The sequence below is a fragment of the Paraburkholderia sp. GAS333 genome, from assembly GCF_050435665.1.
GTDB lineage: Bacteria > Pseudomonadota > Gammaproteobacteria > Burkholderiales > Burkholderiaceae > Paraburkholderia > Paraburkholderia fungorum_A.
In genome coordinates, this window is record NZ_JBNDKS010000009.1 from 162,980 (window position 1) to 186,478 (window position 23,499).

At 64.6% G+C, this 23,499-nt stretch carries 20 protein-coding genes; 10 read left to right on the forward strand and 10 right to left on the reverse strand.

Annotated features, from left to right (window positions below):
* Window positions 1-27: 27 nt before the first annotated feature.
* Entirely contained in the window at window positions 28-234 is a 207-nt protein-coding gene (locus ABH945_RS32395; protein ID WP_429253374.1) for a hypothetical protein, read from the reverse strand.
* Between the two features lie 11 nt (window positions 235-245).
* On the opposite strand from ABH945_RS32395, the gene ABH945_RS32400 reads away from it, so the two are divergent.
* Window positions 246-1,169, forward strand: a complete 924-nt coding sequence (locus tag ABH945_RS32400) for a helix-turn-helix domain-containing protein (RefSeq protein WP_429253375.1) — start codon at window positions 246-248, stop codon at window positions 1,167-1,169.
* Between the two features lie 99 nt (window positions 1,170-1,268).
* Here ABH945_RS32400 and ABH945_RS32405 read toward each other — a convergent pair whose 3' ends face one another.
* The 3 genes from ABH945_RS32405 to ABH945_RS32415 all read right to left on the reverse strand — a co-directional run bounded on the left by ABH945_RS32405 (window position 1,269) and on the right by ABH945_RS32415 (window position 3,595).
* A complete protein-coding gene (locus ABH945_RS32405) occupies window positions 1,269-2,174 on the reverse strand; it encodes an anti-sigma factor family protein (RefSeq protein WP_429253376.1) in 906 nt (301 codons plus the stop codon).
* Window positions 2,171-2,689: a sigma-70 family RNA polymerase sigma factor gene (locus ABH945_RS32410; RefSeq protein ID WP_074768287.1), complete on the reverse strand. Its 519-nt coding sequence runs from the start codon at window positions 2,687-2,689 to the stop codon at window positions 2,171-2,173. Before ABH945_RS32410 ends, ABH945_RS32405 begins: the two co-directional genes overlap by 4 nt.
* 171 nt (window positions 2,690-2,860) lie before the next feature.
* On the reverse strand, window positions 2,861-3,595 hold the full coding sequence (locus ABH945_RS32415; RefSeq protein WP_429253377.1) for an anti-sigma factor family protein: 735 nt from the start codon (window positions 3,593-3,595) through the stop codon (window positions 2,861-2,863).
* Between the two features lie 246 nt (window positions 3,596-3,841).
* Here ABH945_RS32415 and ABH945_RS32420 point away from each other — a divergent pair, with 246 nt between their 5' ends.
* From ABH945_RS32420 to ABH945_RS32430, 3 genes are all read left to right on the forward strand, one after another.
* A complete protein-coding gene (locus ABH945_RS32420; RefSeq protein WP_429253378.1) occupies window positions 3,842-4,117 on the forward strand; it encodes a DUF4148 domain-containing protein in 276 nt (91 codons plus the stop codon).
* A gap of 161 nt (window positions 4,118-4,278) precedes the next feature.
* Window positions 4,279-5,385, forward strand: coding sequence for a catalase family peroxidase (locus ABH945_RS32425; RefSeq protein WP_429253379.1), 1,107 nt, complete (start codon window positions 4,279-4,281; stop codon window positions 5,383-5,385).
* Window positions 5,382-5,921, forward strand: a complete 540-nt coding sequence (locus ABH945_RS32430) for a cytochrome b (RefSeq protein ID WP_074768293.1) — start codon at window positions 5,382-5,384, stop codon at window positions 5,919-5,921. The genes ABH945_RS32425 and ABH945_RS32430 overlap by 4 nt, the downstream gene beginning before the upstream one ends.
* Before the next feature lie 49 nt (window positions 5,922-5,970).
* On the opposite strand, the gene ABH945_RS32435 is transcribed toward ABH945_RS32430, so the two are convergent.
* A complete protein-coding gene (locus ABH945_RS32435) occupies window positions 5,971-8,466 on the reverse strand; it encodes a GcvT family protein (protein WP_429253380.1) in 2,496 nt (831 codons plus the stop codon).
* Window positions 8,467-8,756: 290 nt separating this feature from the next.
* On the opposite strand from ABH945_RS32435, the gene ABH945_RS32440 reads away from it, so the two are divergent.
* From ABH945_RS32440 to ABH945_RS32465, 6 genes are all read left to right on the forward strand, one after another.
* Entirely contained in the window at window positions 8,757-9,575 is an 819-nt protein-coding gene (locus ABH945_RS32440; protein ID WP_429253381.1) for a DeoR/GlpR family DNA-binding transcription regulator, read from the forward strand.
* Between the two features lie 139 nt (window positions 9,576-9,714).
* Window positions 9,715-13,212, forward strand: coding sequence for an SNF2-related protein (locus tag ABH945_RS32445; protein ID WP_429253382.1), 3,498 nt, complete (start codon window positions 9,715-9,717; stop codon window positions 13,210-13,212).
* A 983-nt stretch (window positions 13,213-14,195) separates the two neighbouring features.
* Window positions 14,196-14,933: a response regulator transcription factor gene (locus ABH945_RS32450; RefSeq protein WP_429253383.1), complete on the forward strand. Its 738-nt coding sequence runs from the start codon at window positions 14,196-14,198 to the stop codon at window positions 14,931-14,933.
* Window positions 14,930-16,444, forward strand: a complete 1,515-nt coding sequence (locus ABH945_RS32455) for a FecR domain-containing protein (RefSeq protein WP_429253384.1) — start codon at window positions 14,930-14,932, stop codon at window positions 16,442-16,444. The genes ABH945_RS32450 and ABH945_RS32455 overlap by 4 nt, the downstream gene beginning before the upstream one ends.
* 89 nt (window positions 16,445-16,533) lie before the next feature.
* A complete protein-coding gene (locus ABH945_RS32460; protein ID WP_429253385.1) occupies window positions 16,534-19,011 on the forward strand; it encodes a CHASE2 domain-containing protein in 2,478 nt (825 codons plus the stop codon).
* Between the two features lie 32 nt (window positions 19,012-19,043).
* Window positions 19,044-19,661, forward strand: coding sequence for a DUF4136 domain-containing protein (locus ABH945_RS32465; RefSeq protein ID WP_429253386.1), 618 nt, complete (start codon window positions 19,044-19,046; stop codon window positions 19,659-19,661).
* 44 nt (window positions 19,662-19,705) lie between these two features.
* On the opposite strand, the gene bluB is transcribed toward ABH945_RS32465, so the two are convergent.
* From bluB to cobA, 5 genes are read right to left on the reverse strand one after another with little or no spacing between them, the layout of a single operon-like run.
* Window positions 19,706-20,365, reverse strand: coding sequence for a 5,6-dimethylbenzimidazole synthase (bluB, locus tag ABH945_RS32470; protein WP_074768307.1), 660 nt, complete (start codon window positions 20,363-20,365; stop codon window positions 19,706-19,708).
* Window positions 20,349-21,674 (reverse strand): cobyrinate a,c-diamide synthase, encoded by a 1,326-nt coding sequence (locus tag ABH945_RS32475; protein WP_429253387.1) that lies wholly within the window; start codon window positions 21,672-21,674, stop codon window positions 20,349-20,351. Before ABH945_RS32475 ends, bluB begins: the two co-directional genes overlap by 17 nt.
* A gap of 3 nt (window positions 21,675-21,677) precedes the next feature.
* Window positions 21,678-22,280, reverse strand: a complete 603-nt coding sequence (gene cobO / locus ABH945_RS32480; protein ID WP_074768311.1) for a cob(I)yrinic acid a,c-diamide adenosyltransferase — start codon at window positions 22,278-22,280, stop codon at window positions 21,678-21,680.
* The gene (locus ABH945_RS32485; protein ID WP_429253388.1) at window positions 22,277-22,717 is read right to left on the reverse strand and encodes a cobalamin biosynthesis protein; all 441 of its coding nucleotides are present in this window, start codon (window positions 22,715-22,717) and stop codon (window positions 22,277-22,279) included. The genes cobO and ABH945_RS32485 overlap by 4 nt, the downstream gene beginning before the upstream one ends.
* A complete protein-coding gene (gene cobA / locus ABH945_RS32490) occupies window positions 22,714-23,478 on the reverse strand; it encodes a uroporphyrinogen-III C-methyltransferase (RefSeq protein ID WP_429253399.1) in 765 nt (254 codons plus the stop codon). The genes ABH945_RS32485 and cobA overlap by 4 nt, the downstream gene beginning before the upstream one ends.
* Between the last annotated feature and the right edge of the window lie 21 nt (window positions 23,479-23,499).

Here is a 23,499-nt window from a genome sequence, read left to right on the forward strand (position 1 = left end):
TTCGACGATGACCCGCATGACGTCATCTTAGGAACGCGGCAATAAAGAAACGCGCAGGTAAAGATGGCGATGCGCAGATTCGGATGACTGTTTTTCCTGCGGCGCCGAATGCGCAACATCGGCGATACGCTCAGCTCCCACCGTCCATTGAGTCATCCCGTAGCGCCAGGCAAAGCCGCGAAAAACGCAGCACAATGGACGGACGCGAAACACGCCCGCCATGCCGTCCTTCACGAGGTAAGCCGATGAACGCCGTGACTCCTTTATTGCAACCGCACAGCGGCGCACGTGTCACCGTGCGTTCCAGCAAAACGCTTGGCTGGCGGGGCTTCGGCGCGGAGCTGGTCAACGTGTCGGCGGGCTTGCACAAAATGCCCGCGTTCAACTATCACCGGGTCGGCGTGCATGTGGGTGCGCCGGTCAGGGCGCGTTGCCTGTGCAACGAGCGGCGTCACTCGCGGATTCAGGCGCACGGCGATGCCGACGTGATCCCCGCAGGACTCGACGGGCAATGGAGCGACGAAGCGGCGTGCACGATTTTCAGCGTGTGGATCGGCGAGGATTTTGCGCAGCAGACCATCGCGCAACTGGCGCTGAGTTCCGCCGATGCGCAGCTTCGTCCGCAGTTCCAGATGCGCGATCCGCGCTTTCAGCATCTCGCATGGGCGCTACATGCCGAACTCGAAGCCGACGATGCATCCGATCCGCTCTACGCCGAAAGTCTGTGTACGGCGATGGTGGTGCGGCTGATCGGCGGAGCTCCGTCGCTAGAGAAGACTCGTGGAAGGCTTGCGCCGAAAACGGCGGCACGGGTGATCGAATTTATCGAAGCGCATCTGGACCAGCGTCTCACGTTGAGCGAACTGGCCGCGCTGGCTGACTTGAGCGTGCCGCATTTCAAGGCGCTGTTTCGCGAGACGCTCGGCGTGCCGGTGCATCGGTACGTGCTGCAGCGGAGGGTGGAGCGGGCGAAAACCTTGTTGCTGCAAGGCCGGTTCAGCGCGAGCCAGATCGCGCTGGAGACGGGCTTCGCGCATCAAAGCCACATGGCGCACTGGATGGGGCGTTTGCTCGGCGTTACGCCGCGCGAGTTGCGCTTTACGCGTGCGGGCGAGATGCCGAATGACGCATCGCGTGAAAGCGGCGGCGATCCGGTCACGGGGCCATAAACCGCCTGCACGCGATGTGCGGTGTGCCCCGCGCCTGAACGGCATATCAACGTCAACCTGCGCCGCTATTTCCCGCACGGCCATACAGCGCGGCAGCAATCAACCCGGCGTGGCCCCGGTCAACTGCGAATAGACATCGTGCGCAAGCTGCAGCAACTGCTTGCGCTCGATCCCGCCCGACACCGCATATCCGAAGTCTCCGTCGATCCAGTAAAACACGTTCACCGGGCCGTCCTGATACAGCTTGAACGCCGTGGTATTCGAGTTCACCTGACGACGCGAAATGCACAGCGTCACGCGTTCGCCGTTCGGCCCGCGATACATGAACTGCGCGGTCGGTCCATCCGCGCCCGGCAGCAGGCGGCCGCCCGACAGATTGAAGCCGCTTTTCGACAGCATCGGCGGATGCACGTTGGTGCCGAGCTTGTCCGCGAGCCATTGGACGAAATCCTGTTCCTGATCGTCCGCGCTCATTGCACTCGGGCGCTCGACCGTGGGCATATAAACCACGTGCGCGACCGCCGCCTGCCGCGCGAACAATTCCGGGCTCTCCGCGCTGACGGGCCGCGTGTTCGAATCGCGCGAGCTTTCCAGATGCCCGCTCGCCACCGGCGCAATCACGTCCTGTCCCATATGCGTGCCCACGCCGATACCGATCCCCATCACCAGCGCTGCCGCCATCCCCGCGAATTGCGGCCAGTTCGCGGCAATCCGCCAACGTCGCGAAGGCAACGGCGATGGCGGCGATGGAGACGGCCTGGGCGACGACTGCACGTCGGCCTCAGCCGCCGCTGCCTGCAACCGTTTGGGCACCGGCTCGTTCAGCACGCGGTCATAGCGCTCATGAAACATGTTGTTCAGCGAGAAAAAATCGCTGACGCGCGCGGCCATCTCGGGGTTGTGTTCGAGCGCGCGCTCCACGTCGGCACGGCGTTCGTCGGACAGCGTGCCGTCCACGTACGCATGCAGATCTTCTTCGCCAATCGGCGTATGTTGGTCGCTCATCGCACCACCTGTAATTTCGCACCGGGCTGCGCGCCCGCCATCAATGCCCGAAGCCGTTCGCGTCCGCGTGAAAGCCGCGACATGACCGTGCCGATCGGAATGTTCAGCGCGAGCGCCACGTCGGCATAACTCATTTCTTCGAGGCCCACCAGCAGCACCACTTCGCGCTGCTCCATCGGCAGACGCTGCAACGCGTAGTCGAGGTCGCGCATTTCCAGTGAGCGGGTCTGGTCGGACGGCACCGCGAATTCGCTTTCGGCGACGCTGTCGTCGTCGACGGCGACATGGACCGCGCGCGTGGACGCCTTGCGTGCCTGGTTGGCGAACACGTTGTGCATGATCGTGAACAGCCACGCCCGCAGATCGGTGCCGGGCTGGAACATGTCGGTGCGGCCAAGCGCGCGTTCGAGCGTGTCCTGCACCAGATCGTCGGCGAGATCGCGATTGTTGATCAGCGCTCGTGCATAGCGCCGCAAACGCGGCACATGATCCATCAACTCGTCACGGACGTCCATTTTTCATCCCGTTCGAGGGGCTTTGCGCGGGCATCGGGCGGGCGGCCGATCGGGAAAGTGTCCGCGAAGGCACACAGGCCGTCGGACAGGCTGAAACGGCTGACACGCGTGCGCGCATTTTATTCCTCCGGTTTGCCGGGAGCCGCGCAAAAGCGCAATTCGTATGGGGCTTCATGGCGTGGTCAGTACGTCGGCGGCGCGCATCAAACCGTGGGTGCGGGCGTCGCCGGCCACCACGAAGCGCTGGCGCTGCGCGGTCCACGTCAACAGCCTGATTGCGTCGATGCGCCGTGCCGACCACTGCGGTTGCGCGGGCGCGAGCAGGGCGAGCGTCGAGATCACCACGACCGGCAGGTTGTCGCCATTCAGATAAACGAATTCGGTGGCGCGCTGAAAGTAGCCGAGCGACAGCACCCTGCTATCGACCAGACGCAGCCCGATGGCCGCGAGGTCCGGCGCGGAAGGATCGCTGCGGGTCGGCGACGCCGCAGAGAAATGACGTGCGCCGGTTTCCGCGAGGCCCATCATCGCGGCGTTGTTGAGCGCCTGCGCGGACACCTGGGTTGCCGCCAGCCAGCCGCTCGCGGCTGCCAGCGCCAGAACCAGCATCACCAGCGCACTGACCAGCTTGCGTGCGCGCCTCGTGTTCTGCATGCGCTCAAATGCGCGGCGCACTTCGGCGAGCGGCTTCCGGCTGCCGGAATCGGGTTCGTCAGTCGTTTGAAAGGCTGCCTGGATTTGCGCGTTGAGTCTGCCGTAAAACGCGACCCGCCGCGCTTCCGCCGGGTCGCGGCCGAGATAGTCACGCAGATAGGCGGCGCGTTCCGGCGTCAGGGTGCCGTCGGCATAGGCCTGAATGTCGGCTTCCGACAGCGGCGAGGCGGGTGGGGCGTGGGTCGAGGTCATGGCATTGGGTGCATCGAGTGGCGGCTGTTGATGGGCGAACACCGGCACGCGCGGTTTATTCCATCCATTCGTAAAAGCATTTTTCTATTCGCCAATGTGTGCCGGAAACCACGCGCAAACCGATCTTCACACGACTTTATTCCCACTTCGGAATTTGTTTTTGCAGCGCCATCCAAGCAGGAATAAACGCGATGAGGCCGTGGTTCTCCCTGATGCGAACCCGCACAACACTCTCTGGAGTTCATCATGAAGAAGATCGCTTTTGCTGTTATCGCCGCGTCGTCCGTGGTTGTTTTCGCGGCTTCGTCGAACGTCTTTGCCGAGGGAAAAACACGGGCCGAGGTTTATCAGGAATTGATCCAGGCCCAGCAGGACGGGCGGGACTACATCACCGACACGTCGTATCCCGATGTCAATCCGATCTTCGCGCAGCAGGTCCAGCAGCGCAAGGACGCGCTCGCCGCGCAGGCAGCGGCCGGTCGCGTCGCGAATGATGCGGCGTCGGCGGCGGGTGCCAATTGATGTCTGCGGCAACCGGCGCACGCTTGTTACGCGCAACGACGCGGCCATCGACGCGCGCCGGTATCGATGGGAACGCTTGCGCACGATTGGGACGGCAGGGGAATAGATCGCCCGATCGTGTGTTAGCCGGTGAGTGTCTCTATCCCATCGAAGGAGTCTTCGTGACGAAACTACCCGTTCCCCGATCCCGGACTGTCTGCGTGCCATGCCGGCTCGGCGCGATTGGCGCGGTCGTGCTGGCGCTGGCCGGCGGCTTTGCGTACACGGCAGGCTGGCTGACACCGAAACGCCTGACGACCGCGCGCATCGTCAACACGTTCGAAGCAGTGGCCGGTCAACACCCCGGCTATCGGCGCAATCACGCGAAGGGGTTGTGCGTCGAAGGTTATTTCGACAGTAACGGCAAGGGCGCAGTGCTCTCGAGCGCCGATGTGTTTCAACCGGGACGCACGCCGGTGACGGGACGCTTCGCGGTGCCCGGCGGCAATCCGTCTGCGCCGGATACAAGTTCGCCGGTGCGCAGTCTCGCTCTGGAATTCCAGTTGCAGAACGGCGAGCAGTGGCGCACGGGAATGAATTCGACACCGGTTTTCGCGGTGCATACGCCCGAGCAGTTCTATCAGCAGTTGCTTGCCGCGAAGCCCGATCCGTCGACGGGCAAGCCGGACCCGGCAAAACTCAAGGCCTTTTACGCGGCCAACCCCGAGACGCTGCCGTTCCAGACCTGGGTGAAAGCGCATCCGCCTTCGTCGAGTCTCGCGAATGCGGCGTATTACGGCATCAACGCATTCCGCTTCACCAATAGCGAGGGCGCGACGCGTGCGGTGCGCTGGGCGATGGTGCCCGATACGCCGTATGCGCCGATCACCGACGCGCAGAAGGCCGAAAAGAATTTCCTCGCTGCCGACCTGAATCAACGCATCGCAAGTGGGCCGTTACGCTGGCATCTGATTCTGACCGTCGCGCAACCCGCCGATCCCATCGACGACGCCACGCTGCAATGGCCCGACGATCGTCAACGAATCGATGCGGGCACGCTGGTGCTGGAGCGCACGACATCGCAGGAAGACGGGACGTGCCGCGATATCAACTTCGATCCGACTATTTTGCCCACGGGCATCAAACCATCGAACGATCCTTTGCTGGCCGCGCGCTCGGCTGCGTATGCGCTGTCGTATCAGCGCCGCACCCGTGAAGAAACATTGAATCCGGCAGTCCATCAAACCCAGGCAGTCACGGCAACCACCCCGAACGGAGCACATTCATGAAGCCGACGCGTACTCATTTCAGTCCGCTCGCGCGGTTTTTGCACTGGACGATGGCGCCGCTGATCGTCGCGATGCTGTTCATCGGCGTGGGCATGGTGGGCACCGTGTCGCGCGCGCACACCACGTTGATCGCGATCCACAAGCCGCTCGGCATCGCGTTGTTGCTGCTGGTGATATTGCGCGTGGGGGTGCGTATTACGAGCGGCAGTCCGCCGCTGCCCGACGATATGGCGACACCTCAGCGGCTCGCCGCCAAAGCGTCGCATCTTGTGCTGTACGTGTTGATGGCGGCGATGCCGCTGATCGGTTGGGCGATGCTGTCGGCGGCGGGCTATCCGGTCCGCCTGATCGGCTCGCTGTATTTGCCGCCGATCGCGCCGCACAACGTCGAACTGTTCGCAACGTTGCGCGCATTGCACACGTGGTTCGCTTTCGCGTTGTTCGCGACGGTGCTGCTGCATCTCGCCGCCGCGCTGTTTCATGGATTGATCCGGCGCGACGGCGTGTTTTCCAGCATGGCGAGAAGCGGGCGTTGATCGGGGCAAAGCCCGGACAGCGTCCCGGCGTTGTTTCGGCAGCGAGCGGTCAGCTTTTCACACGCTCCGAGCGCGGATCGTAAGGCGCCTTCAGGTGCACGGTGGCCGGCAGCAACTCGCCGGCCACATCGATTTCATAGCGGCCGCTGCGAAGATAGTCGAGGTCCGCGACGCCTTCCGGGTTGTTCACGTAGCCCATCGCGACCGGACAGCCGACCGTGTGCCCGAACGCCGCCGAACTGACGAAGCCGACCGGTTTGCCGTCGCGCAGAATCGCTTCGCCGCCCCATAGCATGCGCCCGGCTGCGCCATCGGCGGTCAGCACCACCATCCGGCGGCGCAACGGTTCATCGCGTAACTTGAGCAACGCGTTGCGTCCGCGGAATGCAATGTCCTTGTCGAGCTTGCACGCAAACGACAAACCGGCTTCGAACGGATTCGTGTCCGGCGTGAGTTCGCGGCCCCACGCGCGATAACCTTTCTCGATCCGCAACGAATCGATTGCGTAATAGCCCGCGTTGACGAGGCCGAATGCTTTGCCCGCTTCATGCAGCGTCTCATACACGCCGGCCGCGAATTCGACCGGCACATAAAGCTCCCAGCCGAGTTCGCCGACATACGTGAGCCGCGTCGCGCGCACCGTCGCGTAGCCGAGATCGACTTCGCGGCTTTGGCCGAACGCGAACGCGTCGTTGCTCCAGTCCGCTTTCGATACGCTTTGCAGCAGCTCGCGCGAACGCGGGCCCATCACGGCAAGCACGGCATATTGGCCGGTGACGTCGACGAGCGTGCAGTGTTTGTCGCGCGGAATCGCCTTGTCGAGCATGTCGAAATCGCGCGTGGTTTGCGCGGTGCCGGTGACTAGCAGGTATTGATCGTCGGCGACGCGCGTGAGCGTGAAGTCGGACTCGTAGCCGCCGCGCTCGTTGAGCATGCCGGTATAGATGGTGGTGCCGTTCGCGACCGCGACGTCGTTGGCGACGATCGCTTGCAGCACCTCTTCTGCGTCGCGTCCCTTGACGAGAAATTTGGAGAACGACGTCATGTCGAACAGCGCGACGCCTTCGCGGCACGCGCGATGTTCGGCGCCGCTCCACGGCAGCCAGTTCTGCTGGCCGAATGCATAGTCGATTTTCGCCTGCTCGCGGGTTGGCGCGAAAAAGTTCGCGCGCTCCCAACCCATCTTGCTGCCGAAGCACGCGCCGTCGTCGCGCAGCATCGAATACAGCGGTGAGCGGCGGAAAGGGCGCGCGCTGTCGAGTTCGCGATTCGGCCACGGCATCGCGTAATGCAGGCCGAGCGTTTCCTTCACGCGATCGTGCAGCCACGTGTCGTTGCCGTTAAAGCGCGCAAAGCGCCGGATATCGACCGGCCACAGGTCCATGGTCGGCTCGCCTGCGACGATCCATTCCGCGAGCGCCATGCCCGCGCCGCCCGCCGACGCGATGCCCATCGAATTGAAGCCCGCGCCCACAAAGAAGCGCCGCAGTTCGGGCGCTTCACCGAGCATGAAGTTGTTATCCGGCGTGAACGACTCCGGTCCGTTGTAGAACTGTCGCACCTGCGCGGTTTCGAGAGCGGGCACGCGTTCCAGCGCGTTTTTCATCAGGATTTCGAACTGATCCCAGTCGTCGGGCAGCAGTTGAAACTCGAAATTCTCGGGGATGCCGTTCATGCCCCACGGCTTCGCGTCGGGTTCGAAGCCGCCCATCACGAGGCCGCCCACTTCTTCCTTGAAGTAGATGAAACCGTCTGGATCGCGCATGACCGGCAGGTCGGGATGCACGCCCGCAATGCGTTCGGTGACGATGTAGTAGTGCTCGGCCGAATGCAGCGGCACCGTCACGCCGCACAGGCGGCCCACGGCCTTGGCCCACTGGCCCGCGCAATTCACGACGATCTCCGCGCCGATTTCGCCTTCTTCGTCATCCTTGTTGCGCCACGCGAGGCCGCTGACTTCGCGCGCACCGGCTGCTTTGCCGTCCTGCGTCTGGCGCGTGTGGATGGCGGTCACACGGGTGTTTTCGACGATGCGCGCGCCGCGCATGCGGGCGCCACGGGCGAGCGCCTGGGTCAGGTCGGTCGGATTGGCCTTGCCGTCGCCGGGCAGCCAGACCGCGCCGAGCAGGTCGTCGGTGCGCATGACCGGCCACAGGTCGCCGGCTTCCTGCGGGCTGATCACGTCGCACGCCACGCCGTACGCGCGGGCGACGGCGGCGGTGCGCTTGAGTTGGGTCATCCGCTCGGCGGTGCGCGCCACCGACAGCGAGCCGCATTGCTTCCAGCCGGTGGCGAGGCCGGTGTCGGCTTCGAGTTCGGCGTAGAGCGCGGTCGAGTAGCGGATCAGCCGGGTCATGCTCTCCTGCGCGCGCAACTGGCCGACGAGTCCGGCGGCATGCCAGGTGGTGCCGCAGGACAGTTGACCCTGTTCCAGCAGCACGACATCGGTCCAACCCAGTTTCGTCAGATGGTAGGCCACCGAGCAGCCAATAATGCCGCCGCCGATGATGACGACGCGAGCGTGGGTTGGAATTGGCGTGGACATGTGTGGAAATTGGTGGATTAAGTCTGCGTAGATTGCCGTAAAAAGACACATTTTGCAACGCGACGCGTGGTTTGTTGTGTTCTGCGCGGTGTCATATGGCGGTCATGGTTTGAAGGCGGGGTGAGGTCTGAACCGCAGCGCGCAGTGACATGAAGTGACGCAACAAAGGTACGTCGCATTTGCACGGTTCGGTCCGAGGTAATGTGGCTTTTCATGGCTAAATGTGGGAATTGGCCACGAAAAAATGCGCCTTTTGCTAGACTCAGCGAATTCCCAACCTGCGATATCCCATGCTCTCCAACCAACGCCAGGCCGAAATTCTGCGACTCGTCCGCGAGCAGGGCACCTGCACGATCACCGATCTCGCTAGCCGGTTCGACGTGTCCGACGAAACCATCCGCCGCAATCTCAAGCCGTTGATCGCCGATGGCCTGCTGATCAAGGTCCACGGCGGCATCATGCTGCCCGAGCGTCTCGACGAGCCGCCGTTCCAGCGCCGGATGGTCGCGAGCCTCGACGGCAAGCGGGCGATCGGCGCGCGCATCGCCGAACTCGTGCGGGACGGCGAGTCGCTGATCCTCGAAGGCGGCTCGACCTGCGTGCATATCGCGCAGGCGCTGGCCGCGCGTTCGCGGCTCACGGTGGTCACCAATTCGACCGAAGTCGCGCGGCTGCTCGGCTCGCGCAACGGCAATCGCGTGTTCATCGCGGGTGGCGAATTGCGGCCGGACGATTGCGCCGCGTTCGGCGACAGCGTGCTGGCCTTTGTGCGCCAGTTCCACGTGCGCTACGCGATCGTCTCGGTGACGGCGGTCGATCTGCAAGGCCGTTTCATGGATGCGCTCCCCGCCGACGCCGCCTTCGCGCTGGCCGCGTTCGCGCAGGCCGAGCAGCGCGTGGTCGCCGCCGATCGCGCGAAATTCGGCCACAGCGCGCTGGTCCACGCGTTCGGCCCGGACGCGGTGAACCTGCTGGTTACCGACGAGGCTCCCTCGGCGGCACTGTCCCGGGTTTTCGCCGAAGCCGGTGTGAAGGTGCTGACCGGCGCGTCCGCCGGCCCGAATACGCCTGCGAATCCGCCCCAACAGCCAAATTTGTCCAACGCGTAAAATGGCCGGCTACACAGGCAATCGGCGCAGGACGAAACTTTGCGGACCACGCGCGTTATCGCGCCGCCGTTCGAGATCCGCGATCAGCATGTCCAGAAACGCGCCAGCCTTTGCCGGCTAAAAACAGGAATGGACGCCGATGTCGTCAGTTTTCTTTGATCGGGAACGGATTGCGGAATGGCTGGGTGACCACACCGTCGCCAAAGCGCGCTCGGTTGGCGCGGTCACCCATGTGACGTGGCAGGGCGCGACCTTGAGCGGCGACGTGCAGGGCACGCAGGCGCATCCGTACCGGACCCGGGTGCGTTTTCGCACCGACGGCGGTTCGCCGTGGGCGCAGAGCGATTGCACCTGTCCGGTGGGCCGCGACTGCAAGCACGTTGCCGCGCTGCTGCTCGCCGAACTCGACTATCACGACGAGATGGACCACATCACGCACGTCGACCGTGACGGGAGCGGGGACGAGGACGATGACAACCTCAACGCTCCGTCGCGAACCGGCGTGGCCGATTTCGGCCAACCGTCGCGCGATGCCACCGGGCAACGCGTGCGGCCCGAACTGGTCAGCTGGCTGGAGCGCTTTCGCGCGCGCGCCGAAGCCGCCGATGCCGACGCGCAAAAAGCCGCCACCGCGCGCACGCAGACGCTCGCGTACCGACTGAACTGGTCCGAGTTCCACATGCGGCACGAGGTCGTGCTGTACCGCGCGCGCTGCGACCCGGACGGCGCAGTCGTCGAAGTTGGCGAAGCCTGGGCCAACGTCGAAGCGGCGCTCCTCAAACAACCCCGATTCGTTTCGGACGAAGACCTGTCGATCCTGCGCGGCCTGTGGCTCGGCCGTTCCCGCGAAGACTTCGGCCAGTTCGTCCTGCGCGGCACGAGCGGCGCGGAAATGCTGCAGAAGCTGATCGCCACCGGGCGTCTGTTCGTCGAGTTCGGACATGAAGCCGGTCGCGAAGGACCCACGCCGCTGTCGCGCGGCGCCGACCGGCCGGGCCGCATCGAGTGGGAGCCGCTGGCCGATCAGCGGCTGCGGCCGGTGCTGTGCACCGAGCCGCGCGCCAGCATGGTTCTGCCGACCGAGCCGGTCTGGTACGTGGACGGCGTCGCGAACGAGGCGGGACTGGTCGAGTCGTCGCTGCCGTTCCAGCAATTGCCCGATTACCTCGCGATGCCGCCGATCTCGCTCGCCGAAGCGCCGCTGGTTGCGTCCGTGCTGCGCGAGATCGCGCCCGGCCTGCCGTTGCCGCCCACGCATGACGCGTCCGCGATTCGCGCGATCGACGTCGATCCGGTGCCGGTGCTCACGCTGAACAGCCACGCGTTGCCGGCGCGAGCCGGGCAGCGCCGAACCGAGGCGGTCGAACTGGCCGGCGTGAGTTTCGACTACGACGGCGTCAGCATCAACGTGGATAGCAGTGTCACGCTGGTGCCGATGCCGGGCGGTGACGTGATTCATATCCGCCGGCGTTACGAGGTCGAGAAAAAGCGTCTGCTCGAACTGCGCAAAACCGGTTTACAGAAGGTGCCGACCAGCCGGGTCTACGCGTCGCGGCTCCTGCCCGACACGATGCTTGGTCTGCCCGATGCCGACGCGTGGTCCGCGTTCGTCAACGACGCCGTGCCGGAACTCGTCGCGAAGGGCTGGCGCGTGCAGATGGCGGCCGAATTCCGCTACAACGTGATCGAGATCGACGCGATCGACGGCACCGCGCATCAGGCGGGCGACGGCTGGTTCGACCTCGAAATGGGCATTCAGATCGGCGATCGCAAAGTGCGGCTCGAACCGCTGCTCGCCGATCTGTTCCGGCGCGACCGGCGCTGGTTGAGCGGCGCGCTGGAGTCGATCGCCGACAGCGAGCCGATCGAGTTGAAAACCGACGAGAACAAGCGGCTGCGTTTGCGCGCCGACCGGTTGAAGCCGGTCGTCCGCGTGCTGGTCGATCTGTTCGACTCGCTCGGCGGCACGCTGGCCGACGGTGCGCCGCTGCGCATTCCTGCCGTCGACGCCGGCCGGCTCGACGCGCTGGATGGCACCGGCCGCTGGCAATTTCGCGGCGACGATTCGATCCGTCAGCTTGCCCGGCGCCTGCAGGCGGGTCCGGGTCTGCGCGAAGTGCCGGTGCCCGCGGGCCTCGTGGCGGAATTGCGGACCTATCAGCATCAGGGACTCAACTGGATGCAGTTCCTGCGCGAACAGGGTCTCGCCGGTGTGCTCGCCGACGACATGGGCCTCGGCAAAACCGTGCAGACGCTCGCCCACATCCTCGCGGAGAAGGAGGCCGGACGCCTCACCCGTCCCGCGCTGATCGTCGTGCCGACCACGCTCGTGCACAACTGGCGCGAAGAAGCGCGCCGCTTCGCGCCTGGCCTGAAGGTGCTGGTGCTGAACGGCCCACAGCGCAAGCAGCGTTTCGAGCAGATCGGCGAACACGAATTGATCCTGACCACCTACGCATTGCTGTGGCGCGATCAGAAGGTGCTGGCCGAACACGACTATCACCTGCTGATTCTCGACGAAGCGCAGTACGTGAAGAACGCCACGACCAAGGCGGCGCAAGCGATCCGTGGCTTGCGCGCGCGGCATCGGCTGTGTTTGACGGGCACGCCGCTGGAAAATCACCTCGGTGAGTTGTGGTCGCAATTCGATTTTCTGTTGCCGGGTTTTCTCGGCACCCAGAAGGATTTCACGCGACGCTGGCGCAATCCAATCGAAAAGAACGGCGACGGCGTGCGCCGTGCGTTGCTCGCGCGGCGGATTCGCCCGTTCATGCTGCGCCGTCGCAAGGACGAGGTCGCTAAGGAGTTGCCGGCCAAGACGACGATCGTCTGTTCCGTCGATCTCGAAGGCGCGCAGCGCGATCTGTACGAAACCGTGCGCACAGCGATGCAGGAGAAAGTGCGCGCGGCTGTCAGCGCGCAAGGGCTGGCGCGTAGTCACATCATCGTGCTCGATGCGTTGTTGAAGCTGCGTCAGGTGTGCTGCGATCCGCGTCTCGTGAAGACGTTGAAAGCGGGTGGTGCGGATCAGGCGTCGCTCGACACGCCGCCGGGCACCGTCGCGCAACCGCGCGACAAGCCCGAAAAATCCCCACGGGCGATGGGCTCGGCCAAGCTCGATCTGCTGCTGTCGATGTTGCCGGAGCTAATCGAGGAAGGCCGCCGCGTACTGCTGTTTTCGCAGTTCACCGGCATGTTGGCGCTGATCGCCGACGCGCTCGAAGAGGCCGCGATTCCATACGTGATCCTGACCGGCGACACTGCAGACCGCGCGACGCCGGTCGAGCGTTTTCAGCGCGGCGAGGTGCCGTTGTTCCTGATCAGCCTGAAGGCGGGCGGCGTCGGCCTGAACCTGACCGCCGCCGACACGGTGATTCACTACGACCCGTGGTGGAATCCCGCCGCCGAGAATCAGGCAACCGACCGCGCGCATCGGCTGGGACAGGACAAGCCGGTGTTCGTCTACAAGCTGATCGCGGCGGGCAGCATCGAAGAAAAGATCGTGGAATTGCAGGAGCAGAAGGCGGGGCTCGCCGACAGCATTCTGTCCGAGGACGCTGCGGGCGCCGCGAAGTTTTCCGACGACGACCTCGACGCGCTGTTCGCGCCGATGCCGGAGATCGAAAGCGGCAGATAGGCGGATCAAAAGGCAGTGGCGTACCCGTTCCACTGCCAGTACGCCGCTGGAAATTTTCAGAAGTCGTTTCGACAGAACGCATCACGCCGATTAATCGCGTCGCTATGCATGGCTAACAATAATCGGATGAATTTATCCATAAAGCGACGGTCGATTCTGACTGGTATGAATGATCGCAACAAAAGAGTTACGTTCACAAAATTAACTGCGCGCGCGATTTAAAGTCATATGTTTTCCGTAAGCAATGACCCACGCGACTTTTAAAATCGGATAATCGCTTTATGCGTCACAATTACGTCGGAGCAGGTTGCAAGTGCAGTTCTTGCGTCGTGACGAGCGATTCGCGCAGTGGCTGATCTGGCTGTCACTCGTGCGGTTCGATTCCCGCGAGCGCGTGATGTTTGAGCGACGTCCCCTGTTGGACTGACTCCATCTTTCTAAGCCAGATTAAGATGAACCGCTCCGCGCGATTGACTGGAAGCGCCGATGCATGTACCTTCCGCGCCGATTTGCGAGGATTTGACAATTTTTAAACGATTTGTTTTAAGACTATTCTTATACTGTCGTAAATTGTCAAATGACGTGTTTTGCGTAAGCACAACGCAGGTTCAGCGAGACAATGGCAGGCGGGGCCAATTGCCGTGCGAGCGGGAATAGCTGGGAGAATCGACGGGCGAGCCCAAGGGCGGCGGTCGTAGAAGGGTTTGAGGCGTTTCCGAAAAAAGCAGACCGGTTTCCACTACGGAATAATCGGCGCAATAACGACAAGAGGATTTAAGCGTCTTATAAGCATCGATTTCGATGGGACGCGGAGTGTCACTGCCATAGCGTTAAACCGGGTGAGGCAACATAGATTGCCAGCGGTGAATGTGCAGGTGGAGAGTGACGCAAGAGGGACAGCCAGCGCCGATATAAGAATCTCGAAAAATCGGCTCGCCGGCTGCTCACCAGTTACGAAGGACGACGTTGCGTTGCGGGGATTTATGAGAATAGCTGTCCTGGATGACGATTCGGCTCAGGCCGATCTTGTTTGCCAAACGCTGTCGGCGGCGGGTCACATCTGTCACCCGTACGGCGCGGGGCGCGAACTGGTGCGGCAATTGCGGCGCCAGACTTACGATCTGCTGGTGCTCGACTGGAACGTCCCGGACATGTCGGGCGAAGAAGTGCTGCGCTGGGTGCGCGAAACCGTGTCTGACCGTTTGCCGGTGCTGTTCATCACGAGCCGTGGCCGCGAAACCGATATCACGTCGATCCTGAACACCGGCGCAGACGACTACCTCGTCAAGCCGGTGTCGGGTCCGGTGCTGCTGGCGCGGGTCGGTTCGTTGCTGCGTCGCGCGTACTTTCTCAAACCGCCGGCGTCGAAAGAAGTGTTCGGCGAATTCGAATTCGACCTGGGCGCCAAGCAGGTGCTGGTGGAAGGCGCGTTGATCGCGCTGACGCAGAAGGAGTTCGAACTCGCGCTGCTGCTGTTTCAGCATCTGAGCCGGCCGCTCTCGCGTGCGCATATTCTCGACGTGATCTGGAAGCAGGCAACCGATATTCCGTCGCGCACCATGGACACCCACGTGTCGATGCTGCGCAGCAAGCTCGGGCTGCGTCCGGAGCGCGGCTACCGGCTCGCGCCGATCTACGGTTATGGCTACCGGCTGGAGCGGATCGAATCCGGCTCACCGCAGATCGTGGCAAATGATCGCCCGGAAGCGGGGGACGCGTGACGTTTTCCGTGGATGAGGCGGTGCGCGGCACGGTAAGCAGGGCGGGTAAGGTGGACAGGCGGGGTGGTCTTGCAGCGGCCTGGCTGGGGGTCACGGCCGCAGGCGTGATCGCGATGGGCTGGGCGCCGGTATCCGCGCAGGCTCAGGTTCATTCCCTGGCTCAAGCTCAATCGAAAGCCGCATACGCGCCGAAACATCGTCCCGGCTCTCAAGCTTCGAGTTATGCCTCCTACACCACGCACGACGGCGACACGCTGTACGAAATCGCGGACCGGTATCTGACCGACTCGAACGATTGGGCGTTGCTCAGCCGCCTGAATCATGTGCCCGCGCCGCGCCGCATGCCGGCTGGCATCACGCTGCTGCTGCCCGTGGTCAAGCTCAAACAGGACCCCGAATCGGCTCGCGTGATCGCGACCAGCGGACCGGTCGAGCACGCGTTCGGCAACCACGCATACGTGCCCGTCACCCAGGCCACCACGCTCGGCGAAGGCGATCGTATCCGCACCGGACCGAACGGCTTTGTCACGCTGGAATTGCCGGACGGCTCGCACGTCACGGTCGCCCACGACGGCGAACTCGATATCGGCGTATTGAGGCGCACCACGTTGACCGGCGTGAGCGACCGCATTTTCAATCTGCGACACGGCGAAGTCGAAAGCCAGGTCACGCACGCGACCCGCAAGGACGACCGCTTTCAGATCCGTTCGCCGTCGGTGGTGGCGGGTGTGCGCGGCACGCGTTTCAGGGTGGCTTACAACGGCGATGCGCAAAGCACCAACGTCGAAGTGATCGAAGGCGCGGTCGGTGTCGATCCGTCGACTCCTGGCGCAACCGGCCGCCAGCCGGCGGCTGCGTTGCCGGGCGTGCCGTTGCAGGCGTCCGCGCAACTCGTCAAGGCAAGCTTCGGCAACGTTACGCGAACCGGTGGCACGGTCGGCGAGCCGGTCGAGTTGCTGCCGCCGCCCGCGCTCGTCAAGCCAGGTCGCGTGCTGGACGGTGCGACAGTCGCGTTCGACCTCGTGCCGTCCGCGCAGGCCGTGGGCTATCGCGTGCAGATTGCGCGCGACGCCGACCAGCTCGACCTGATCCGCGACCTGCGCGTCGGCGAGCCGCATGCGGATATCGGCGATCTGCCCGACGGCACGTATTTCGTCCGCCTCTTCGCAACGGATAGCCGCGGTCTCGACGGATTGCCGCAGGTGTACGCGTTCGAGCGTCGCCGGTTCGATCTGTCCGCGTCGGCGACACAGCGCGCGGGCAGCCGCGACTACGAGTTCCGCTGGCTGGTCGGCCGCACCGACGTCGAAACGCGTTTCCGGTTCGTGCTCGGCACGACGGCCGATCTGCTGCATCCGATCGTCGATCGCACGGACCTGGCGGACGGCCAACTGGTCGTCAGCGATCTGCCGGCCGGCGTGTATTACTGGACCATCGTCGGCGAGCAGTTCGACAATGGGCGCTTCTACGAGACCAGCAGCCCGATCCGGTCGTTTACGCTCGCCCACTGACATCCGTCCCTTTACGCTGATAGATTCACGGGACCGACGTTCATCCCGGATTCGCCGGCGCCGCTCGCTGGCTTTGACACACACATCCATTGCCGACTAACTCCACGCGCCTGAGCCTCGATCCGCGCGCCCGTCTCGGACGGCGCGCCGGCCGGCGTTTCCTGATCGAATGGATGGCGATCGGGTGTCTCGGCATTGCGGTGATTCTGTTCTGCTCGCTCGGCCGCTTGAGCGCGAGCGTCGACCATCTGGTCTACGACCGCTTCCTGAGCCTGCGTGCGCAACCGTTGCGGCCCGATATCGTCGTCATCGAAATCGACAATGCGAGCGTCGTGCAACTCGGCCGTTGGCCGTGGCCGCGCAGTGTCCATGCGAGGTTGCTCGAACAGCTTGCCAAAGCCAAACCGGCGGCGGTCATTTACGACGTGCTGTTTACCGAGGCCAATGCCGAAGACGCCGAGCTTGCACGGGCCGTGGCGCTGAGTCCGACCTATCTGCCAGTGCTGCTCACGTCGCCCGACAGCGCCGGGCGGCGTACGGTGGTCGAACCTGTCACGCCGCTCGCTCAGGCGGCCGCCGGTCTTGGCCACATCAATTTCGAAGTGGATAGCGATGGCATCGTGCGCAGCGTCGCGCAATTCGAGGGCGACGCGGACTCGCGCTGGCCGCAACTGATGCTGTCGGCCGCGCGCTCAGTCGGGCGCGGCGCGACGCAGCCCGGGGCCGCGAATCCGGCCACAGCCCGCCTCGCCACCGACGACGGCGGCGAAGGCCGTTTCCTGATCCCGTTCGGCCCGAACGCGGAAAACTTCACGAAACTGAGTTTCGCGAGCGTGCTCGACGGCAACGTGCCCGCCGACCAGTTGCGCGGACGCATCGTGCTGATCGGCGTGACCGCGTCCGGTTTGTACGACCGCTTTGCGACGCCGGTTTCGGGCGACCTTGGGCCGTTACCCGGCGTGTATATCCACGCCAATGTGCTCAATACGCTGCTGTCCGGCCGACAGATCGAACCGGTCGAATCGTGGGTGCTGTTGCTGGTTTCGCTGGTGCCGCTGAGCGTTTTGCTGGCGGGATTCCTGGTGTTGTCGCCGCGTCGCTCGCTGTTGCTGACTGTGGGCCTCGGCCTCTTCGCCACGGCCGGCAGTGCCGCGTTGCTGTACGGCGCACGACTGTGGATGTCGCCGGTGCCCGCGATTCTCGGCCTGGTCGCTGTCTATCCGATCTGGAACTGGCGGCGCCTCGAAATGACGATGGCGTATCTGCGAGGCGAGTTGCAGCGCCTCGCAGACGAACCGCATCTGCTGCCGGAAACGCCGCAGCGTCGCCGGGAGTTTGGCGGCGACGTGCTGGAGCAGCATATGGCGCTGATGGCGCAAGCCGCGCAGCGCGTGCAGGACATGAAGCGCTTCGTGTGGGACAGCCTCGACAGCATGCCCGAGCCGATTCTGGTGAGCGACGTAAGCGGCGTCGTGCTGCTGTCGAACCACGCGGCCAAAGCGCATTTCGCGCGCATCGGCGCGTTGCTGCCGGACGGGCAATCGATGAAAGACGTGCTCGGCGGGCTGACGCTCGTCAAGACGATCGACCATGACGATCCGTCCGACGCCGAACACAATCTGCTGGCACATGCGCAGTGGCCCGCGCTGCTCGATCCCGCGCGCGGCGAATTTGCCGCGCTGATGGCGCAGGGCGTCGAAGTGCGCGACGCGAGCGGGCGCGACTATCTGCTGCGCTACGCGACCTGCACCAACGCGCAAGGCGAGACGACCGGCTGGATCGCGGGTCTCGTCGATGTGTCCGCGCTGCATGCGGCCGAGCGTCAACGGGAAGACGCGTTGCGGCTGCTGTCGCACGACATGCGCTCGCCGCAGGCGTCGATTCTGGCGCTGGTCGAAATCGAGCGGAGCCGCAGCGAGCCGGCGCTCGGGCAGGGGCTGCTGGAACGGATCGAGCGTTACGCGCGGCGCGCGCTGACTCTCGCCGACGACTTCGTGCAACTGGCGCGTGCCGAATCGCAGGCCTATGAGCTTGAGCCGGTGAATCTGGCCGACCTGATGATCGACGCCAGCGACGAAGTCTGGCCGCAGGCGCAAGCGAAGCGGATTACCTTGCACACCGAGACCGGCGACGAAGGCCACGAAGGCCACTGGATCTGCGCCGATCGCTCGCTGATGACGCGCGCGCTCGTCAACATTCTGAACAACGCGGTCAAATACAGTCCGCCGGACACGAAGGTTGTCTGCCGCGTCGCGGGGCCGCCTTCGGTGGACATGCCCATGGCAGCGCGCCGTGTGACGTGCACGATCCGCGATCAGGGTTACGGCATTCCGAAGGAGCAGCAGACGGGACTGTTCGAACGGTTCCGGCGCTTTCACGCGACGGAGCGGCCGGAGGTCGGTGGCGCGGGACTCGGCATGGCGTTCGTCAAGACCGTGGTGACGCGTCATGGCGGCGACGTCGAGGTGGTCAGCGCGCCCGGCGAGGGCACGGCATTCACGATCCACCTGCCGGTATTCGACGATACGCAAACGGGCGCGGCCGCGGCCATAACGCCTCGCTCATGACCCGGCAACACACTATTTATCGAGACGTGAAGATGGCGAAGAAACTTCTGATGAGCGCGGCGCTGGCCGTGGCGGTGACGGGTCTGGCGGGTTGCTCGGGGATCAGCACCGACGTGCACGCGCTCGGCCCGGCCAATTCGGCCGTGGTGTTGCGCAGCGGATCGACTTATACGATCACGCGCATGCCGTTGCAGGAAGGCAGCGCGGATCATCTGGAATTCGAGGCGCTGCTGCGCGACGAACTGGCGCGGCGTGGGTTTGTCGACGCGACGGCGGACCAGCCCGCGCAGTATCTGCTGTCGATTGCGTACGACACGCGGCTCACGGAGATCGGCGTCGGCGTGAAGGATTGCGCGCCTCGCGGCTGCGCGCTTGAGTCTGGGGCGTCGTTTTCGCTGTTCGGCTCGCGTGCGTACCGACACTCGCTGACATTGCGGTTTTTCGACCGGGCGAGCGGCGAGCAACGCTACAAGGTCAGTGCGGCGACGGTCGATCGCAACGCCGATCCGCTACGGGCCATGCCCGCACTCGTGAAAAGCGCGCTGGCAAAGTTTCCATTCGATGCACCGCCCGACTGGCGCGTGAAACTTCGCGTGGATCAGACAGGCAGTGCGCCCGAGGTGGTGTCGGTGAAGCCGGTACAGCGGTGATTAGCGCGACTGGCATTGGCGGGCGACGGTATGCAGTGTTGCCGCTACTCCGCCGCGTTGTCATCCTCGGGCCAGCGGTTTTCGAACACGCAATCTGCGAGAGGCATCCGGCTGGCCCAGCGTTCGGTCTCCAGCATCGGTTCACTATAAAACCGGTCGACGTGACCGAGACACAAGATCGCCACGGGCCGCGCGCCCTCCGGCATGTGCAGAAGTTTGCGCACGCTGTCGACGTCGAATAGCGACACCCAGCCCATCCCCAGGCCTTCCGCGCGCGCGGCCAGCCACATGTTCTGGATCGCGCACGCGACCGACGCCAGATCCATCTCCGGCAATGTCCGGCGGCCGAAAATGTGCCGCTCGCGTCCGTCCATCAGCGCCATCACCAGCACTTCGGCACATTCCAGCATGCCTTCCACTTTCAGCTTCATGAACTCTTCGCGACGCTTGCCGAGCGCGTCGGCGGTGGCGATCCGTTCGCTTTCGACTGTCGCGTGAAGAGCCGTGCGCAACCCGGCATCGGTGATGCGCATGATCCGCCACGGCTGCATGAAGCCCACGCTCGGCGCGTGATGCGCCGCGTCGAGCAGGCGCTGCAGCACGGCGGGATCGACCGGATCGCGGACAAAATGGCGCATGTCGCGGCGTTCGTAAATCGCGCGATAAACGGCGTCGCGCTCGGAGTCGTTAAAAGGCTTCGCCATGGAACAGGGCGGCCGTGAAGGCCGGGTTGGAGGGCCAGTAAGCATGCATATAGGTCGCCACGATCGATCCCGCGCGATACACGGCCTCGCCGGGTGCATCGCCGTGTGGCCGGGTGGCCGAGCGCAGCGGGACGAGCGGCGTGTTCAGCTTCGAGTAGTGAAACGTGTGACCGGTCAGCGGTCCATGAAGGCTGTCGATCTGCTGCATGCCGAGCGCGGCGAAGCGCTTCTGCATCGTCGCGTGACCGGGCAGCAGGCCGAGCATCGGCGTGCTGACGCCTTGTGCGTCGGTCAGTTGGTCGAGCAGGTAGAGCATGCCGCCACATTCGGCGACGACCGGTTTGCCTGACGCCGCGTGGCTTCGGATCGACGTGGCGCTGCGCAGATTGGCCGCCAGTGTTTGCGCGTGCAATTCCGGGTAGCCGCCGGGCAGATACAGCGCGTGCGTGTCGGCGGGCAGCGGTTCGTCGGCGAGCGGCGAAAAGTAGTCGACCTGCGCGCCCAGCGTTTCCAGCAACGCCAGATTCGCCGGATAGATGAACGAGAACGCGGCGTCGCGGGCGACGGCGATCCGCTTGCCGTCCAGCAGGCGCGGCAATACCTCGGGCATGTGTGCGCCGAAATCGACGGCTGGCGGCAGGGCGGTCAGTGCGGTTTGCGCGAGCGTATCGGCGGCACGGTCCAGACGCGCGTCGAGGTCGTCGATCTCGGCGGCCTGATGCAGTCCGAGGTGGCGATCGGGCAACGCGATTTCGTCGCTGGCTGCGATGTGGCCGCACCAGTGCAAGCCAGGCGGCAACGCTTCCTGGAGCATCTGCGCATGCCGCGCGGAACCGACACGATTCGCCAGCACGCCGTGAAACGGCACCTCGGGCCTGAATCGCGCGAGACCGAACGCGACCGCGCCGAAGGTCTGCGCCATCGCCTTCGCCGAAATCACCGTCAGCACGGGCACGCCGAATGTCGTGGCGAGATCGGCGCTGTTCGGCGTGCCGTCGAACAACCCCATCACGCCTTCGATCAGGATCAGATCGGTTTCGGCCGCTGCCTGCGCGAGCAGCGCGCGGCAGCCGGCTTCACCGACCATCCACAGATCGAGCGACAGCACCGGCGCGCCGCTCGCGCGCGCAAGGATCATCGGATCGAGAAAATCCGGGCCGGTCTTGAAGACCCGCACGCGTCGCCCTTGCCGCGCGTGGTAGCGCGCGAGCCCCGCGGTGATCGTAGTCTTGCCTTGCCCCGACGCGGGCGCGCTGATGAACAACGCAGGGCACGCCGTGGAGCGTGTGCCGCCGGGCGACGCGGACATCGCTCAGAACTCCACGCCGCGCTGCGCTTTCACGCCTTGCTCGCGGTACGGATGCTTGACGATGCGCATTTCGGTGACGAGGTCGGCGGCTTCGATCAGCGCGTCGGGCGCGTGACGGCCGGTCACCACCACGTGCAGCATGTCGGCGCGCGCGTTCAGCACGGCGAGCACTTCGTCGAGCGGCAGGTATTCGTACTTGAGCACCGTGTTCAGCTCGTCGAGGATCACCATCTGATAGTCGCCGCTTTCGATCATCCGGCGCGCTTCGTCCCAGCCTTTGCGGGCGGTGGCGATGTCGGCGTCGCGGTTCTGCGTGTTCCAGGTGTAGCCGTCGCCCATCGTGACGAAATCGCAGTTCGCGATCGCGCCGAGAAAATCGCGCTCGGACGTATGCAGCGCGCCCTTGATGAACTGCACGACGCCGAGACGCATGCCGTGTCCCAGCACCCGCACGGCCATGCCGAACGCGGCCGTGGTTTTGCCCTTGCCGGTGCCGGTGTTGACGATCAGCAGACCTTTTTCGACGGTCGCGCCGGCCTGTTTCTTCTCATGGCCTTCGCGCCGGCGCTCGGTCATGCGTTGATGCGATTCGGGATCCGTTTTCATGGGAGGTCCTGTTGGGTATATCGAGTGTGAGTTTGAACCGGCTTCCTGTCGACGCCTGGATTCGACGCCGCGACAGCCACGGTCACGCCGTCATAAACCGTTTTACGGACGACGAGACAAGCGGTAGCTTCCGGCGATTGTGCGGCGAGCAACGCGCACGGCTCGCAGACGCCGTCCACGCCGACATGCTCGCGTGCGGCCGCCGAAGGGCTTTCGACCGGCAATGCGGCAATCTGCTCGCGGCTGAACAATCTCAGCGGCAGGCCGTGGCGCGCGCAGAACTCGCGTAAACCGGGTTCGTCGGCTTTGATGTCGATTGACGCGATTGTGTTGATCTGCTCGAAGTCGAGCGGGCCTATCGCCTGACGTACCGCCGCTTCGATCTGTTCAGCCGAACTTTGTGAGCGGCATCCAATGCCGACGCTGATTGTTTTCATTTGACGTTGGCTCCGTTTGCCGTCGTCGCGGCGGCTGTCGACAGCACGCCGTCAGCCAGCGAGGCCACGCCGCCGATCACCACGATCGCAGGCGACCCGAGCCCCGCACGCGCGACTGTGTCCGCAAACCCGCCGAGCGGCGCGAGTGCGTGGCGCTGCTCGGGCCGCGTCGCCGATTCGATCGCGGCGCACGGCGTATCGGCGGACAGGCCCGCCGCGAGTAACGCGCCGGTAATGTCGCTCAAACGACGCATGCCCATGTAAATCACGAGCGTCATGCGGGTGGCGGCGAGCGCGGCCCAATCCGGCTCGCCGCTGCCCGCGCCGTGTCCGGTGACAAACACCACGCCCTGCGTGTAATCGCGATGCGTGACCGGAATGCCGATCGCCGCAGGCGCCGCGATCCCCGCTGTAATGCCGTTGATCACTTCCACGTCGACGCCCGCGGCCAGCAACGCCTGGCGCTCTTCGCCGCCGCGGCCGAACACGAACGGATCGCCGCCTTTCAGCCGCGCGACGCTGCGCCCGGCTCGCGCGTGTTCGAGCATCTGCGCGACGATTCCCGCCTGCGGCGTCGACGGATGACCGCCGCGTTTGCCGACGTAGACGACCAGCGCATCCGCGCGGGCGAATTGCAGCACGTCGGGATTCACCAGATCGTCGACCAGCACCACATCGGCCTGGGCGAGCGCGCGGGTCGCCTTGAGCGTCATCAGTTCGACGTCGCCGGGACCCGCGCCGATCAACCACGCGCGCGTCATCGCGGCGTGCATGGCGCACGC

Bases quoted from the DNA above. Each gene is read 5' to 3' on its own strand.
- ABH945_RS32450 (WP_429253383.1), top strand. From the start codon at position 14,196: ATGAGAATAGCTGTCCTGGATGACGATTCGGCTCAGGCCGATCTTGTT.
- ABH945_RS32435 (WP_429253380.1), bottom strand. From the start codon at position 8,466: ATGTCCACGCCAATTCCAACCCACGCTCGCGTCGTCATCATCGGCGGC.
- cobO (WP_074768311.1), bottom strand. From the start codon at position 22,280: ATGAAAACGGATCCCGAATCGCATCAACGCATGACCGAGCGCCGGCGC.
- bluB (WP_074768307.1), bottom strand. From the start codon at position 20,365: ATGGCGAAGCCTTTTAACGACTCCGAGCGCGACGCCGTTTATCGCGCG.
- ABH945_RS32445 (WP_429253382.1), top strand. From the start codon at position 9,715: ATGTCGTCAGTTTTCTTTGATCGGGAACGGATTGCGGAATGGCTGGGT.
- ABH945_RS32430 (WP_074768293.1), top strand. From the start codon at position 5,382: ATGAAGCCGACGCGTACTCATTTCAGTCCGCTCGCGCGGTTTTTGCAC.
- ABH945_RS32420 (WP_429253378.1), top strand. From the start codon at position 3,842: ATGAAGAAGATCGCTTTTGCTGTTATCGCCGCGTCGTCCGTGGTTGTT.
- ABH945_RS32475 (WP_429253387.1), bottom strand. From the start codon at position 21,674: ATGTCCGCGTCGCCCGGCGGCACACGCTCCACGGCGTGCCCTGCGTTG.
- ABH945_RS32415 (WP_429253377.1), bottom strand. From the start codon at position 3,595: ATGACCTCGACCCACGCCCCACCCGCCTCGCCGCTGTCGGAAGCCGAC.
- ABH945_RS32440 (WP_429253381.1), top strand. From the start codon at position 8,757: ATGCTCTCCAACCAACGCCAGGCCGAAATTCTGCGACTCGTCCGCGAG.
- ABH945_RS32485 (WP_429253388.1), bottom strand. From the start codon at position 22,717: ATGAAAACAATCAGCGTCGGCATTGGATGCCGCTCACAAAGTTCGGCT.
- cobA (WP_429253399.1), bottom strand. From the start codon at position 23,478: ATGACGCGCGCGTGGTTGATCGGCGCGGGTCCCGGCGACGTCGAACTG.
- ABH945_RS32405 (WP_429253376.1), bottom strand. From the start codon at position 2,174: ATGAGCGACCAACATACGCCGATTGGCGAAGAAGATCTGCATGCGTAC.
- ABH945_RS32400 (WP_429253375.1), top strand. From the start codon at position 246: ATGAACGCCGTGACTCCTTTATTGCAACCGCACAGCGGCGCACGTGTC.
- ABH945_RS32465 (WP_429253386.1), top strand. From the start codon at position 19,044: ATGGCGAAGAAACTTCTGATGAGCGCGGCGCTGGCCGTGGCGGTGACG.
- ABH945_RS32410 (WP_074768287.1), bottom strand. From the start codon at position 2,689: ATGGACGTCCGTGACGAGTTGATGGATCATGTGCCGCGTTTGCGGCGC.